The following is a 14,723-nucleotide window of genomic DNA, read 5'->3' as shown; positions in this document are numbered from 1 at the left end:
ACAAATATGAAGAATAACTTATTTTTAGACGCTGCAAATTCAATTGCTACAGAACGCCCACCAGTATGGATGATGCGCCAAGCTGGTCGTTTTATGCCACAATATTGGGAAATTAAAAACAAATATTCGTTTTTAGAAATGTGTAAAAACCCAGAAATTGCTGCTGATGTGACCATGTTGCCAGTTGATTTATTAGGGATTGATGCAGCTATTTTATTCTGTGATATTTTAGTAACGGGCGAAGCAATGGGTGGCGATTTAAGTTTTACTCAAGGTGTTGGGCCAAAATTCGCTAATCCAGTTCGCACAGCTGCTGATATTGACAAATTAGAAGTTGATGTTGTTGATAGATTACAATATGTTGCAGATGCGATTAAAGTTATTCAGCAGCGTTTAGATGGCAGTATCCCTTTAATTGGTTTCGCTGGTGCACCTTTTACGGTAATGAGTTATTTGGTTGAAGGTGGTTCTTCGAAAGATTTTAAGTTAACTAAGTTGTTAATGCACAATCATCCTGAATTGGCTCATCGTTTATTGGCTAAAATTGCAAAGGTAACTACTGATTATTTGAACTTACAAATTGCGGCAGGCGTTAATGCTGTTCAGTTATTTGATAGTTGGGCTTTGGCTTTATCATGGAATGATTATCAAGAGTTTTCTCACCAATATAACCAACAAATTATTGCTGGATTAAATAGAACAAATGTTCCTGTGATTTCTTTCTGCAAAGGAAGTTCTGTTTTTGCACCAATTATGGCGGAAGCAAAACCAGATGTAATTTCGGTTGACTGGAATGCAGATTTATTGAACATTAAAAATGCTTTGCCAGCAGGAATTGCAGTGCAAGGTAATTTAGACCCACATATTTTATACGCAGACCAGCCAGTTATCAAAAAACACATTCATCAATTGTTTGAAAGAATGCGTGGCACGGAAGGTTTTATCTTTAACTTAGGTCATGGTATCATGCCCGATATTCCCTTTGATAACGTGAAATATGCGATTGAGGTGGTAAAGGAATTTAGATACTAAAAACGCTTAGCGCTAAACTTAAATAATGAACGATTACTATCAATACTTTTTAGCGGTTCACATCATCTTTGTTGTAAGTTGGATGGCTGGATTGTTTTATGGTGTTCGTTTATTCATTTACCATACAGAAGCTAACGATAGACCAGAACTAGAAAGGAATATTCTACAAAAGGAATTCACAAAAATTGAAGGTCGTTTGTGGAATATCATTACCATTCCTGCGATGTGTTTAACGGTTTTGGCGGGAGCGTTAATGTATTATACGCACTTCGACTTCTTAGTTACTCAAAGTTGGATGTGGGTTAAACTCGTCTTTGTTGGCTTATTATTGGTTTACCATTTCATTTGCCAAAATATCATGAAACAATTGAGAAATGGAATATTCAAATATTCTTCTAATCAATTGCGTTTGTGGAATGAAGTTGCCACGATTTTATTAGTTGCCATTGTTTTTGCGGTGATATTAAAAAGTGCCGTAAACTGGATTTATGGTCTACTTGGGTTAATTGTTTTTTCTGCAATTATCATGATGGCAGTAAAGATCTACAAAAGATATAGAGAGAAGAAAAGAAAGTAAATTAAGAATGTTTGTCATCCTGAGCGTAGTCGAAGGATTAAATAAATTGTCTTCAACTACGTTCTGACTGACAACTCATAAAATATTACAATGAAAAAAAATCTGCTTTTAGCTTTCCTCTTTTTATTATCTCTTGCAGCAAAGGCTCAATTCAACAACGAATCCTTATTCAATCGTATTCGTCCGGCAGATAGCCTAGATAAAGAATTACACTTCAATTTCTACAATTTCAACTACGTTAGAAATTACGAATACTCGAATAAATTTCACGATGGTTATACTTTATACGGAACACAAATAGAACCACAATTGGTTTATTATGCCAATCCAAATTTGGCTATTGTTGCTGGTGCTTATTTGCGCAAGGATTTTGGAACTGAAGGTATTTATGATGCAAAACCTTTATTTAGCTTAAAATATCATAAAAGGAATCTCACCTTAGTTTTTGGTAGTCTTGAAGGAAATATTCAACATAATTACATTGAACCGATCGATAATTTCGAACGAAAAATTACCTCGCCAATTGAATATGGAACACAACTATTGGTTGATAGAGAAAAATTCAAGCTAGACAGCTGGATTTCGTGGCAAAAAATGATTTACAAGGGTGAAGCTGCTAAAGAAGAAATTGTTGGTGGATTAATTACAGAAACTTATTTACTGAAAACTGATAACTGGAAATTGTCTATACCCGCTCAATTTTTAGCCTACCATCAAGGTGGACAAATAGATGTATTAAAGAACATTCCCATTAGCACCTTGTTTAATGGAGCAACTGGTTTTAAATTACATAAAACAGTTGGCTATAAAGTGAAGGAAGTTTTTACAGATAACTATATAGCAGTTTATAAAGATTTTTCGCCAACAAAATCAAGAGCTTATCAGTCTGGTTTTGGTTTATGGTTAAATGCTGGTGTAGAAACCAAATGGGGAAGTTTAATTGCTTCCTACTGGAAAGGAAATAATTTTATAACTATAAAAGGAATGCCACTGTATCAGTCGGTTTCTGAAACTTTATACGACGTAGGTTTTAAACAAAGTAGCAGGAGTATTTTAGCCGTTAGATACTTTTATCAAAAACAATTAATTCCTAATTTATATTTAGATGTTCGTGTAGAGCCACATTGGGACTTAGGAACGCCTGATGCCGATTTTCAGTTTAATCATTCTTTGTTCTTGACTTACAAAGAAAATTTTAGGCTTTTTAAGAGGAAATAGAAAGGGAGTTGGGAAGTCAGAAAAGTCCGGAAGTCGGAAAGTTGAGCGAACCATTGTTATAATAATCTCTGTTTAGAAAAGCAAAGTCAGAAGCTAAATTATGTTAGTCGGGCTTTTTGCTGCAATCTTTTTGTTACTTCGACAAGCTCGCCTAACAAAAAGGATTTTCGCTCCAATCCCGTTTAATTAAGGAAGGTTTGTGCTGCTATGCTGGGCACCTTGCGACCTTTCTAAAAGCACCACCTTTAATTTTTAAACCCGATTAATGGGGAAAGCTCCCGATTCTTCATCGGGACTTGTAACAAAAGAGGGACTGCAGCAACTATGCAGCATCAAACACTCCTTTTCAAATCATCTTTAAACATTAGGAAATGTAAAGACATTAAGCGTTAATTTATCTTAATGCCTTAATGTTGTATTTTTACAATCTGTGTAATCATCTTAAATCTATGCAATCAAAAAAAATAAATTTATTTGCGACCTCGTGCAACCTTTTACCTCTAGGGTTCATCTACCCTATACAAACAACAAATGAAGGTGACTAAAACATATACGATTGATGACCTATTGGAAGGCTGCAAAGCTGGCGACAGGAAGATGCAAGAAATGCTTTACAAGCAAACTGCATCGAAAATGTTGGCCGTGTGTATGCGCTACGCCAAAGACCGTATGGAAGCTGAAGATGTATTACAAATGGGATACGTTAAAATTTTTCAGAAAGTTAAGGAATACCGTGGCGAGGGGTCTTTTGAAGGTTGGATTAGAAGAATAATGGTAAATACCGCGATTGAAAGTTACAGAAAGAATTTACGCTCTTTAAGTATCGTGCCAATTGAAGATGCTTACGAGCAGCCATCACAAGGATTTGATTTCAGCAGTTTAGGCATGCAGGATTTAATGAAAGTGATACAAAAACTAGCCGACGGGTATCGCATGGTATTTAATATGTACATTATTGAAGGTTACTCGCACAAGGAAATTGCAGAAACATTGGGCATCAGTGAAGGTGCTAGTAAATCTCAATTAAGTAGGGCGAGAGCAATATTGCAACAAGAAATTATTAAAATGGAGGGCTTTGGTTATGCAACACATGCCGGATAAAGAATTCGATAAATTATTTAAAGACAAATTAGCGGATGCGGAAATTGAACCATCTGTAAATTTATGGGCTAACATAGAACAACAACTAGAACCAAAACGCAAACGCACTATTCCAATTTATTGGATAGCTGCTGCAAGTGTAGCCGTGGCAATAACAGCGATGTTGGTTTTCCAGAAAACAGATAAAATTAGATTACGTGGTAGTGAAGCAACTGCGGTTGTTTTAAAACCTGTTGTTGAGCAAGACCCAATTGCTACAACTGTGACTGCAAGCTCTACATTGCCTGTTGTAAATCAAACTAGTAAAGAAAGCAACGTTGCAAATTCTACGGTTAAAACTCCAGTGGTAAAAGCACAAGAAAATAGTACTCCTGAAAATAATGTAAAAAATATTCAAGAGCCCGTGCAACCGATGTATGCTAACAATCGTCTACCTATTAAACAACAAGATGTTAAACCATTAGATGTTGCGCCAGTTAAAGATATTGATTATGGAGATAACCAAGTTGTAACCGCAAAAGTAGATGGTCAGTCAACAGGAGTAGAAACATCGGCAAACGAAGAAATTGTAACAGAAAGAAAAGGAATTAGAAACGTTGGCGACTTGGTAAACTTTGTCGTAGAAAAAGTAGATAAGAGAGATAAAAAGTTGGTAAGGTTTAATACTGATGATGATGATAACTCATCGATAATTGGAATAAACATTGGCTTTTTAAAATTGAACTCTAAAAAACATAACAAGTAGGAATAGGATTTAAAGATTTAAGCATTACAATTTAACATACATAAACCAAACAAACAAGCCTGCGGCTTGCAGGCATAAACAAACACACAAATGAAACGTTCAGTATTAACAGCAGTTTTGGTAAGCGGACTTACCGTTCTGACAGCATTAAGTGCAATTGCACAACAAGATACTACTACAAAAAGTAAAAAAATTAATTATGGTAAAAGTATTACCATTGGACCAATAGTAGTAACTACACATAATGGTGATAGCACTAAAAGAAAAGATCCAAATAAGGCTCGTTTTGTTGGGGGCATAACCTTTACTCGTGTAGATTTCGGTTTCTCTAAGTTAATTGATAACGGAAGTTTTTCTTTATCTCCTCAAAATGATTTCTTAGACTACAAAGCTGGAAAAACTAGTCACTTTTCATTTGATGTTTTACAAATGGGATACAGATTTAACTCGAACTTTAAAATCTATGTAGCTGGTGGTTTCGATTGGACATTAATTCGCTTAAAAGACAACATTACAATGGTTAAAAACAGCCCTATATTAGCTTATACTAAAGAAAATCCAGAAATTTTATATAGTAAAAACCGATTCTCTAGTAGCTATTTACATATTCCCTTGAATTTCGAATTGAGGACAAAAGAGAATCACAAAGGAGGTCGTTGGTATTTAGTTGCAGGTCCAGAAATTGCTTTCTTGTTAAATGGTAAAGTAAAACAAATTAGCGATGAGCATGGAAAAGTGAAAGTTAAAGATGATTATAACTTTGCTCCATTCCGTTATGGCGGTACAGTGAGAGTGGGTACAAACGGATTAGCTTTATTTGCTAAATATTATGTAAGCGATATGTTTGATAGCGCACCACAAAAAGGATTAAGAAATATGGCATTCGGTTTGACTTTTGGAATTAATTAGTCGGAAAGTCGGAGGTCAGAAAGTCAGAAGATTTAGTTCTAAAATCTAATGAACCAATGTTGAGCGAAGCGACATCCCGATTTATCGGGAAACCAATAAACAAGACACACACAAATAAAACCCAATCCTGCAGATGCGAATTTGCAGGATTTTTTATGTATCATCCTTTCCATTTTCAAAATGAAAAAGGCTTGATATAACTTTCGGACTTTCCGACTTCATAACTTCCGGACTTTCTCTATCTTTACAATGTGAATGAGCAAATAATCACCGTAAATAACCTAACAAAACAATACCAAGAACCCCAAGTATCTGGTATCTCAAACATCAGTTTTTCTATAAAAAGAGGAGATATAGTTGCCATTATTGGCGAAAGTGGAAGTGGTAAATCAACTTTGTTGAAATGTATTTATGGCTTGCTTAAAACAGATGAAGGAGAAATTCTATTGAACGGTAAAAGGGTTTTGGGGCCAGATGAACAATTGATTCCCGGCAATGCCGAAATGAAAATGGTTACCCAAGATTTCTCCTTAAACATTTACGCTAAAGTTTATGATAACATTGCTTCGATGTTATCTAATACAGACGTTGCGGCCAAGCAAGCTAAAACTTTAGAGATGATGGAGCGTTTGCACATCACCAAATTAAAAGATAAAAAGATAACCGAGCTAAGTGGGGGAGAACAGCAGAGAGTTGCCATTGCGAAAGCGTTGATAAGCGATACAAAGGTTTTATTGTTAGATGAGCCCTTTAGTCAGGTAGATTCATTATTAAAAAACCAACTACGGGCAGACATTAAACGTTTGGCAAAAGAAACTGGACTAACCATTGTTTTAGTTTCTCATGACCCAACCGATGGGTTGTTTTTGGCCGACCAATTATTAATCCTTAAACAAGGACAGCTTTTACAAAATGATAAACCAGAGACCATTTACCAAAATCCATCTCATTTATATACTGCCCAAATATTAGGGAATGCCATTATTTTAGATGCTGAACAAGCCACACAAATAGGACTTAAAACGGAGAAACAAAATGTGGTATTTTATCCAGAATGGGTAGAGTTAAAAAGCAGTTGGAACAGTAGAAGATTTGAAGTAAAAGAAGTTTATTACAAAGGCTTTTACGACGAACTTTTATTGGAAAGGAATGGCGTAAAAATTAGAGCCCTGCAGTTGAATAGTGGCGAGCATAAAAAAAACGACCACGTTCAGGCAAACATTGGTCGTTTTTTAGAGTTCTAATTCTTTCTCTCAATTAGGTAACGTTATCAGCTGCAATTAATACAATCTTAACCCTAACGTTAACAGATGGTTTAATTGGTGTAGTTGCTTGATTATCTGAACTCTGAATATCAATTTCCACTTTTCCTTTACTGATAACAGTACTGTAAGCGTCTACATCATAAACAAATGGCATTTGTAAATAACTAGCGCCATTGTCGTAAGAAATGTAAACTAAAACCGCCTCATTGTCTAAAGAAAATTGGTCAATTTCTGGGACATTTAGTATGGTATAATAAGTTAAACCATTTGTGCTCAACGTCCAAGCGTTTGAAGCTACATTTAAAACTACTGTTCTGTTTGGTGTAGTTTGGTTAATGATAGTGTCTTTTTTGCAAGACGCCAGACCTAGTGTGGCGATGCAAAGGAATAGGATTGTTAGCTTTTTCATGTTGTGTGTGTGTTTTGCAATTTATAATGCAAAACTATTGCCAGTTTTTTGTGGATTTTAACCACGGATAAAAAGGATGAACACAGATGAAAAATGTTGCTTTGTTTTAATTCCCCTCCCTTGGAGGGGTGTCAGTTTTTTACTGACGGGGTGGTTTAAATAATATAAACCTGTCCTAGTTATATAACTAGAGCTAGCTTTAGTCTTTACGCTTTAGACTTTCAGCTTTTTAAACCAAATACTCAAACAAAGTTTGGTCTTGGTTTAACTCAATAATCTCAAATTTAAAAGCCTTCATTCTTTCTACTAGGCCAGCATAATCTTCACGGTCTTTTAACTCTATACCAACTAAAGCAGGGCCACTTTCACGTTCTGTTTTTTTAATAAATTCAAAACGAGTAATGTCATCATGTGGACCTAAAACATCGTTAACAAATACTTTTAAAGCGCCTGGTCGTTGTGGGAAACGAACAATGAAATAATGTTTTAATCCTTCAAAAAGCAGAGATTTCTCTTTAATTTCTTGCATTCGCTCAATGTCGTTATTACCGCCACTTACAATGCATACTACCTTTTTACCTTTAATTTGTGAAGCGCATAAATCTAACGAGGCTACCGCTAAAGCACCTGCTGGTTCTGCAACAATCGCATCTTCATTGTAGAGTTTTAAAATGCTGGTACATACTTTTCCTTCGGGAATTAATAGAATTTCATCCAATACTTCCTTGCAAATTGGATAGGTCAATAAACCGACAGACTTGACTGCGGCACCATCAATAAAACGATTGATTTGGTCTAGCTTAATTGGCCTACCAGCTTTAAAAGCTGCTTCCATAGATGGAGCGCCTTCAGGTTCAACACCAATTAATAAAATATTCGGATTGGTCTCTTTTAAATAAGTTCCCGCTCCTGAAGCTAAACCACCACCGCCGATTGGCATAATTACAACTTCAGTATTTGGTAAATCCTCTAAAATTTCTACACCAACTGTCCCTTGTCCTTCAATTACGTGATAATGGTCAAAAGGCGGAACGAAAGTCATTTTGTTTTCTTCAGTAAAATGTAAAGCCTCCGCCAAACAATCATCAAAAGTATCACCAACCAAAACAATGTTTATCCAACCGTCGCCGAATAAAGTAGTCTGACTAACCTTTTGTTTTGGCGTAATCTCAGGCATAAAAATAGTGCCCTTAATTTTTAATTTTTTACAAGAATAAGCTACACCTTGAGCGTGGTTTCCAGCACTTGCACAAACAATTCCATTTTGAATTTGTTCAGCAGGGATTTGGCTCATCATGTTATATGCGCCACGTAGTTTATAAGACCTTACAGTTTGCAGGTCTTCACGTTTCAAATATACTTGACAATCGTATTTTTCAGAAAGTCTTGCATTATACTGTAGCGGTGTGCGATTAACAACATTTTTAATGCGCTCTACTGCTGCTAAAAAATCAAAGTTGTACTTGTTAGACATTGTTTTAAAATTAAAAGGCTGTTCAAAAAGTTTGCTGCTAAAAAGCATTAACCTTAACGAACAGCCCTTATTTACAAAGTTACAATTTGAACTTTGTAAGTTTATATGTTTTTAGCTAACCAATCACCAACTTCAGAGGTTTTATAAGCTTTATTTGTTCCAGATAAATCCTCAGTAACAATACCTTCTGCTAACGATTTGTTTACAACAGCTCTAATCAGTTCGGCTTCTTCCTTTAATCCGAAAGCATCCTCAAACATCATCGCCGCTGATAAAACAGTGGCCAATGGATTAGCAATGTCTTTTCCTGCAGCTTGTGGGTACGATCCGTGAATAGGTTCGAAAAGTGACGTGTGCACACCAATAGATGAAGACGGCATTAAACCCATGGAACCCGAAATTACTGAAGCTTCATCAGTTAAAATATCACCAAAAAGATTTTCAGTAATCAACACATCATAAGAGCTTGGCCATTGCACCAAACGCATCGCCACGGCATCAACAAATTCATAACTTACCGTAACTTCTGGATAGTCTTTTTCCATATCCTGAACAGTTTCTCTCCACAAACGTGATGATTCTAGCACATTAGCTTTATCTACACAACAAAGTTTTTTGCTTCTGGTCATTGCCATTTCAAAGCCTAATTTCGCTAAACGCTGAATTTCAGCACGTGTGTAAGTACAGGTATCAAAAGCGGTGTTTCCGTTGTCTTTTCTTCCTCTTTCACCAAAGTAAATCCCACCTGTTAATTCTCTTAAGATAATTAAATCTGTTCCCTCAATACGCTCTCTCTTTAATGGAGAGTTATCAATTAATGATGGAAAAGTAAAAGTTGGACGAACATTCGCATATAAGCCTAATTTTTGGCGCATTTTTAATAATCCTTGTTCAGGACGAACAGTAGCTTTTGGGTCATTGTCAAAGCGAGGGTGACCAATTGCTCCAAAAAGTACAGCATCAGCTGCCATACAGATTTCGTGGGTAGAATCTGGATAAGGTTCACCAACTTCATCAATTGCAGCAGCTCCTGTTATGGCTGGAGTCCACGTAATTTCATGATTAAATTTCTTTGCAATTGCATTTGATACTTTTACGGCCTGATCTATAACTTCTGGTCCGATTCCATCTCCTGCTAAAAGCGCAATATTAAGTTTCATATATAGTTTATTTGATTATTAAATGATGTTCAGCATTTTTTGGGTAGCCTTGATCGCTGAAACAGTTTGATCTGAGTCTAGTCCTCTTGTGATAAATATTTTGGTTGGTATTTCCCAAGTGATAATGGTTTCGCATAAAGCATCTGAATTACTACCTGGTGCAATTCTTACGGCATAGTCAATTAACTTTGGTAAACTTAGCTGTTTTTTGCCATACACCTTTGTTAAGGCAATCATAAAAGCATCATATTGCCCATCACCTTGTGCATTTTCTTCAAATTGCTCTCCTTCAATTGTTACTGCAATGGTTGCAGAAGGTCTTAAACCCATTGAATTTGTCAATACATAAGAATCAACTTTTACTTTTTCTTCATATAAACTGCTATCCAGTACATCCGAAATAATATAAGGGAGATCTTCTTTGGTTACGGTTTCTTTTCTATCACCAAGTTCAATAACTCTCTGTGTTACTTTTTTCAGATCTTCATCGTTTAGTCTTAAGCCCAGCTCTAAAAGATTCTTTTCTATGTTTGCTTTTCCTGATGTTTTGCCTAAAGCATATTGTCTTTTTCTTCCAAATCGCTCTGGAAGCAAATCATTGAAATAAAGGTTGTTTTTATTATCGCCATCAGCATGAATTCCCGCTGTTTGTGTAAATACATTATCACCCACCACAGGTTTGTTGGTTGGAATTCTAACACCAGAGAATGTTTCTACCAATTTACTAACCTTGTAAATTGATGATTCATTTACACTCACATCAACCTCAGGTGCAAAGTCCTTAATTACTGCAATTACACTTGCTAAAGCTGCATTTCCAGCTCTTTCACCCATTCCGTTTACAGTGAGGTGTAAACCATGTATGCCAACTTTTACTGCTTCTAATACATTTGCTGTGCCTAAATCGTAATCATTATGCGCATGAAAATCAAAATGAATGGTTGGGTATTTCTTTAGCAGTCCACTAATAAATTGAGTAGTTTCTGCAGGAGTTAAAATCCCCAGTGTATCAGGTAATAAAATACGCTCAATTTTTTGGGTAACTAAAAAATCTAGAAACTGAATAACGTATTCAGGAGAATTACGCATTCCATTGCTCCAATCTTCTAAATAAACATTGGTAGCAATACCATTAGCCGCTGCTAAATTAATTACATGTTTAATTTCGGCAAAGTGTTGCTCAGGAGTTTTTTTAAGTTGGTAGGTGAGGTGATTTAACGAACCTTTGGTTAATAAATTCTGAACCTTTACACCAGCATTGATCATCCAATCGATAGAGACACCATTATCAACAAAAGAAAGAACCTCAATACGATTGATATGTCCATTTGCTTCTGCCCAATTTGTAATTGCCTTAACCGCTTGAAACTCCCCATCAGATACACGAGCAGAGGCTACTTCTACGCGATCTACAAGTAATTCCTCTATGAGTAGTTGACTAATCGTTAACTTTTCGGAAATGGAAAACGACACTCCAGATGTTTGTTCTCCATCTCGAAGTGTAGTATCCATGATTTCTATTTTTCTTTTTTCCATTTAGGGCTGGTTCCTGATATAGGTTGTTTAGAATGTTTTTAACTTTTCAATTCTGCTTTCCTAAAGTGGAAGTTTAGTCGCAAAGTCTTCGATTTCTGTTTTGATACTTTGGAGATAATCTATGTCATCAAATCCGTTTAACATGTTATGTTTTTTGTACGGACTAATATCAAACGATTCCTTTTCGTTAGTGCCTAAAATAGAAATGGTTTGTGCATCTAAATCCACTTCTAGTTCTGTATTTGGATCTGCTAAAATTGTAGTAAAGATTTTGTCAGCAAATTCGGCACTCACTTGTACGGGCAATACACCAATGTTTAAACAATTATTTTTAAAGATGTCTGCAAAAAAACTAGATACTACACACCTAAAACCATAATCGTATACTGCCCATGCAGCATGCTCCCTTGATGAACCAGAACCAAAGTTTTTACCTCCAACTAAAATTTTTCCGCTATAAATAGGATTGTTAAGTACAAAATCTTTTTTAGGGGTATTATCGGGATTATATCTCCAATCACGAAATAAGTTATCGCCAAAGCCAACTCTTTCTGTTGCTTTTAAAAATCGAGCTGGAATTATCTGGTCGGTATCTATGTTTTCTATCGGAAGAGGCACTGCTGTACTTCTTAAGACGTTAAATTTATCGTAAGCCATTTTAAATTTCTTTCTAATTAAACAAGTTCTTCAATTAATGTTCTTGGATCGGTAACTACTCCAGTTACAGCAGCTGCGGCGGCAACAAGTGGGCTCGCCAATAATGTTCTGGATCCAGGGCCTTGCCTGCCTTCAAAATTTCGGTTTGAAGTACTAACTGCATATTTTCCTGCTGGGATTTTATCATCGTTCATGGCTAAGCATGCAGAACAACCTGGTTGACGCAAAGTAAAACCAGCTTCAGTAAAAATATCCAATAATCCTTCTTCTTTAATTTGGCTCTCTACAATATGTGAACCCGGAACTAACCAAACGGTTACATCATCAGCTTTATGCTTCCCTTTTACAATAGATGCAAATGCCCTGAAATCTTCTATACGACCATTGGTACAACTTCCAACAAACACATAGTCAACCTTTTTGCCAATCATAGATTCTCCTTCAGAAAAACCCATGTATCCCAATGATTTAGCATAAGTTGCTACGCCTCCTTCAACATTTTCGGCATTAGGAATATCTTGTGAAATACCAATACCCATACCTGGATTGGTTCCGTAAGTAATCATTGGTTCAATTAAAGCACCATCAAAGGTTAATTCTTTATCGAATACTGCACCTTCATCTGTTTTTAATGTTTTATAGTAAGCTAATGCTTTTTCCCAAGCTTCACCTTTTGGACTAAACTCACGCCCTTTTACATAGTTGATGGTTGTTTCATCCGGAGCAATCATTCCACCACGAGCACCCATTTCGATACTTAGGTTGCAAACGGTCATTCTTCCTTCCATGGTCATATTTTCAAAAACATCACCAGCATATTCTACAAAATATCCGGTAGCACCAGATGTAGTAAGTTTAGAGATAATGAATAAAGCTACATCCTTAGGTGTAACACCAAGGCCTAATTTTCCATTCACATTAATGCGCATTTTCTTTGCTTTTTGCTGCATGATACACTGGGTAGCCAAAACCATCTCAACTTCTGAGGTTCCAATACCAAATGCAATGGCTCCAAAAGCACCATGGGTTGAGGTATGCGAATCGCCACAAACGATGGTTGAACCCGGTTGGGTAATGCCATATTCTGGACCTACAACGTGTACAATACCATTTTTTTGATGACCTAATCCCCAGTGACTAATGCCATATTCGTTAGAATTTGATTCGAGTGCTGCTAACTGATTTGCAGAAAGTGGATCAGCAACTGGTAAATGTTGATTAATTGTTGGGGTATTGTGATCAGCTGTAGCAAATGTACGTTCTGGATATAATACTTTTATTCCTCTGCTTTTTAAACCTAAAAAAGCAACTGGACTTGTTACCTCGTGAATAAGATGACGATCAATAAAAAGTACATCAGGTCCTCCTTCAATTTGACGCACCACATGTGCATCCCACACTTTATCAAATAATGTCTTGCTCATTTTATTATAGTTTATTTTTGTTTAGCTTAACGTTCTACACTCGACAATTCTCTCATCATTAAGGTGAGATCTTCATCATTAATATTTAATTTACGATCGGCAATGGTTAAAAAATGATGATAAGCACTAGCTAATTCATCTTTGCTCAAATTATGGCCTAACCGTTCCAAATGGAATTTTAATGCATGTCTACCACTTCTAGCAGTTAGTACAATGGTTGCATCTGGAAAACCAACATCTTCTGGACGAATAATTTCATAGTTTTCACGATTTTTTAAAAATCCATCTTGGTGAATACCAGAACTATGCGCAAAAGCATTACTTCCAACAATTGCCTTATTTGGCTGTACAGGCATCCGCATTTGCGAACTTACCATTCGGCTTATTTCATAAAAGTTTTTGGTATTGATGTTCGTATGCAACCCAAGGTTTTGATGCGTTTTTAAAATCATTACTACCTCTTCAATTGAAGTATTACCAGCACGTTCACCAATTCCATTAATTGTACCTTCAATTTGGCGAGCGCCATTTTGTAGACCTGCAATTGAATTGGCGGTAGCCAATCCAAGATCATTATGGCAATGTACAGATATGATTGCTTGATCAATATTTTGAACATTGTCTTTCAAAAATTTAATCTTTTGTCCATATTGATCCGGCAAGCAATAACCATTGGTATCTGGTATATTTACTACGGTAGCACCTGCAGCAATTACAGCTTCAACCATTTGCGCCAAGAAATTAACATCTGCTCTACCCGCATCTTCAGCATAGAACTCAATATCTTCTACAAATTGTTTAGCATACTTTACAGCATCAACCGCTCTCAGTAAGATTTCTTCACGGGTGCTGTTAAATTTATGTTTAATGTGCATGTCAGAAGAGCCAATTCCAGTATGGATTCTTGGTCTTTTTGCATACTGTAGTGCAGCTACTGCCGAATCGATATCACCTTTATTAGCACGAGTTAGTGCGCAGATGATAGGTTGTGAAACCGCTTTAGACAATTCCACTACGCTTTGAAAATCACCCGGACTAGAAATCGGAAAACCTGCCTCGATAATATCCACGCCCAGTGCTTCAAGCTCCTTGGCAATTTCAATTTTTTCAGGGGTTGTTAATTGGCAACCAGGTACTTGTTCTCCATCACGCAAGGTGGTGTCAAATACGTAAACTTTGTTCGGATCGTGTAACATAATTTTTAATGTTAATAATT

The 14,723-nt window shown here is 36.2% G+C and carries 14 protein-coding genes; 7 read left to right on the top strand and 7 right to left on the bottom strand.

Going from position 1 to position 14,723, the window contains the following annotated elements; translation table 11 throughout:
- Positions 1 to 6: 6 nt before the first annotated feature.
- The 7 genes from hemE (at position 7) to EZ428_RS11205 (ending at position 6,826) form a co-directional block, all read left to right on the top strand.
- Positions 7 to 1,032, top strand: a complete 1,026-nt coding sequence (gene hemE, locus EZ428_RS11235) for a uroporphyrinogen decarboxylase (RefSeq protein WP_131553234.1) — start codon at positions 7 to 9, stop codon at positions 1,030 to 1,032.
- A gap of 25 nt (positions 1,033 to 1,057) precedes the next feature.
- Positions 1,058 to 1,609 (top strand): CopD family protein, encoded by a 552-nt coding sequence (locus tag EZ428_RS11230; protein WP_131553233.1) that lies wholly within the window; start codon positions 1,058 to 1,060, stop codon positions 1,607 to 1,609.
- Positions 1,610 to 1,699: 90 nt separating this feature from the next.
- Positions 1,700 to 2,827, top strand: a complete 1,128-nt coding sequence (locus EZ428_RS11225; protein ID WP_131553232.1) for a hypothetical protein — start codon at positions 1,700 to 1,702, stop codon at positions 2,825 to 2,827.
- Between the two features lie 531 nt (positions 2,828 to 3,358).
- A complete protein-coding gene (locus EZ428_RS11220) occupies positions 3,359 to 3,928 on the top strand; it encodes an RNA polymerase sigma factor (protein ID WP_131553231.1) in 570 nt (189 codons plus the stop codon).
- Entirely contained in the window at positions 3,918 to 4,673 is a 756-nt protein-coding gene (locus EZ428_RS11215; RefSeq protein WP_131553230.1) for a hypothetical protein, read from the top strand. Before EZ428_RS11220 ends, EZ428_RS11215 begins: the two co-directional genes overlap by 11 nt.
- Before the next feature lie 90 nt (positions 4,674 to 4,763).
- Positions 4,764 to 5,582: an outer membrane beta-barrel protein gene (locus EZ428_RS11210; RefSeq protein ID WP_131553229.1), complete on the top strand. Its 819-nt coding sequence runs from the start codon at positions 4,764 to 4,766 to the stop codon at positions 5,580 to 5,582.
- 251 nt (positions 5,583 to 5,833) lie between these two features.
- Complete coding sequence (locus tag EZ428_RS11205) at positions 5,834 to 6,826, top strand: ABC transporter ATP-binding protein (protein ID WP_131553228.1); 993 nt, start codon at positions 5,834 to 5,836, stop codon at positions 6,824 to 6,826.
- 13 nt (positions 6,827 to 6,839) lie between these two features.
- Here the strand turns inward: EZ428_RS11205 and EZ428_RS11200 are convergent, their stop codons facing one another.
- The 7 genes from EZ428_RS11200 to EZ428_RS11170 all read right to left on the bottom strand — a co-directional run bounded on the left by EZ428_RS11200 (position 6,840) and on the right by EZ428_RS11170 (position 14,703).
- Positions 6,840 to 7,256, bottom strand: coding sequence for a hypothetical protein (locus EZ428_RS11200; protein ID WP_131553227.1), 417 nt, complete (start codon positions 7,254 to 7,256; stop codon positions 6,840 to 6,842).
- A 229-nt stretch (positions 7,257 to 7,485) separates the two neighbouring features.
- Positions 7,486 to 8,730 (bottom strand): threonine ammonia-lyase IlvA, encoded by a 1,245-nt coding sequence (ilvA, locus tag EZ428_RS11195; RefSeq protein WP_131553226.1) that lies wholly within the window; start codon positions 8,728 to 8,730, stop codon positions 7,486 to 7,488.
- A 101-nt stretch (positions 8,731 to 8,831) separates the two neighbouring features.
- Positions 8,832 to 9,890, bottom strand: coding sequence for a 3-isopropylmalate dehydrogenase (gene leuB, locus EZ428_RS11190; RefSeq protein WP_131553225.1), 1,059 nt, complete (start codon positions 9,888 to 9,890; stop codon positions 8,832 to 8,834).
- A gap of 18 nt (positions 9,891 to 9,908) precedes the next feature.
- On the bottom strand, positions 9,909 to 11,426 hold the full coding sequence (locus EZ428_RS11185; RefSeq protein ID WP_131553224.1) for an alpha-isopropylmalate synthase regulatory domain-containing protein: 1,518 nt from the start codon (positions 11,424 to 11,426) through the stop codon (positions 9,909 to 9,911).
- A gap of 60 nt (positions 11,427 to 11,486) precedes the next feature.
- Entirely contained in the window at positions 11,487 to 12,083 is a 597-nt protein-coding gene (gene leuD / locus EZ428_RS11180) for a 3-isopropylmalate dehydratase small subunit (protein ID WP_131553223.1), read from the bottom strand.
- Positions 12,084 to 12,100: 17 nt separating this feature from the next.
- Positions 12,101 to 13,507 (bottom strand): 3-isopropylmalate dehydratase large subunit, encoded by a 1,407-nt coding sequence (gene leuC / locus EZ428_RS11175; protein ID WP_131553222.1) that lies wholly within the window; start codon positions 13,505 to 13,507, stop codon positions 12,101 to 12,103.
- A 26-nt stretch (positions 13,508 to 13,533) separates the two neighbouring features.
- A complete protein-coding gene (locus EZ428_RS11170) occupies positions 13,534 to 14,703 on the bottom strand; it encodes a 2-isopropylmalate synthase (protein WP_131553221.1) in 1,170 nt (389 codons plus the stop codon).
- Positions 14,704 to 14,723: the final 20 nt, after the last annotated feature.

The organism is Pedobacter frigiditerrae, assembly GCF_004331645.1.
GTDB classification, from domain to species: domain Bacteria; phylum Bacteroidota; class Bacteroidia; order Sphingobacteriales; family Sphingobacteriaceae; genus Pedobacter; species Pedobacter frigiditerrae.
Note: the sequence above shows the minus strand (reverse complement) of the source record. Positions and strands in the feature narration are given on the sequence as shown.

Coding starts and splice junctions, on each gene's coding strand:
- EZ428_RS11185 (WP_131553224.1), bottom strand. CDS start 11,426: ATGGAAAAAAGAAAAATAGAAATCATGGATACTACACTTCGAGATGGA.
- EZ428_RS11230 (WP_131553233.1), top strand. CDS start 1,058: ATGAACGATTACTATCAATACTTTTTAGCGGTTCACATCATCTTTGTT.
- EZ428_RS11220 (WP_131553231.1), top strand. CDS start 3,359: ATGAAGGTGACTAAAACATATACGATTGATGACCTATTGGAAGGCTGC.
- ilvA (WP_131553226.1), bottom strand. CDS start 8,730: ATGTCTAACAAGTACAACTTTGATTTTTTAGCAGCAGTAGAGCGCATT.
- hemE (WP_131553234.1), top strand. CDS start 7: ATGAAGAATAACTTATTTTTAGACGCTGCAAATTCAATTGCTACAGAA.
- EZ428_RS11225 (WP_131553232.1), top strand. CDS start 1,700: ATGAAAAAAAATCTGCTTTTAGCTTTCCTCTTTTTATTATCTCTTGCA.
- EZ428_RS11210 (WP_131553229.1), top strand. CDS start 4,764: ATGAAACGTTCAGTATTAACAGCAGTTTTGGTAAGCGGACTTACCGTT.
- leuB (WP_131553225.1), bottom strand. CDS start 9,890: ATGAAACTTAATATTGCGCTTTTAGCAGGAGATGGAATCGGACCAGAA.
- EZ428_RS11200 (WP_131553227.1), bottom strand. CDS start 7,256: ATGAAAAAGCTAACAATCCTATTCCTTTGCATCGCCACACTAGGTCTG.
- EZ428_RS11215 (WP_131553230.1), top strand. CDS start 3,918: ATGCCGGATAAAGAATTCGATAAATTATTTAAAGACAAATTAGCGGAT.
- EZ428_RS11170 (WP_131553221.1), bottom strand. CDS start 14,703: ATGTTACACGATCCGAACAAAGTTTACGTATTTGACACCACCTTGCGT.
- leuC (WP_131553222.1), bottom strand. CDS start 13,507: ATGAGCAAGACATTATTTGATAAAGTGTGGGATGCACATGTGGTGCGT.
- leuD (WP_131553223.1), bottom strand. CDS start 12,083: ATGGCTTACGATAAATTTAACGTCTTAAGAAGTACAGCAGTGCCTCTT.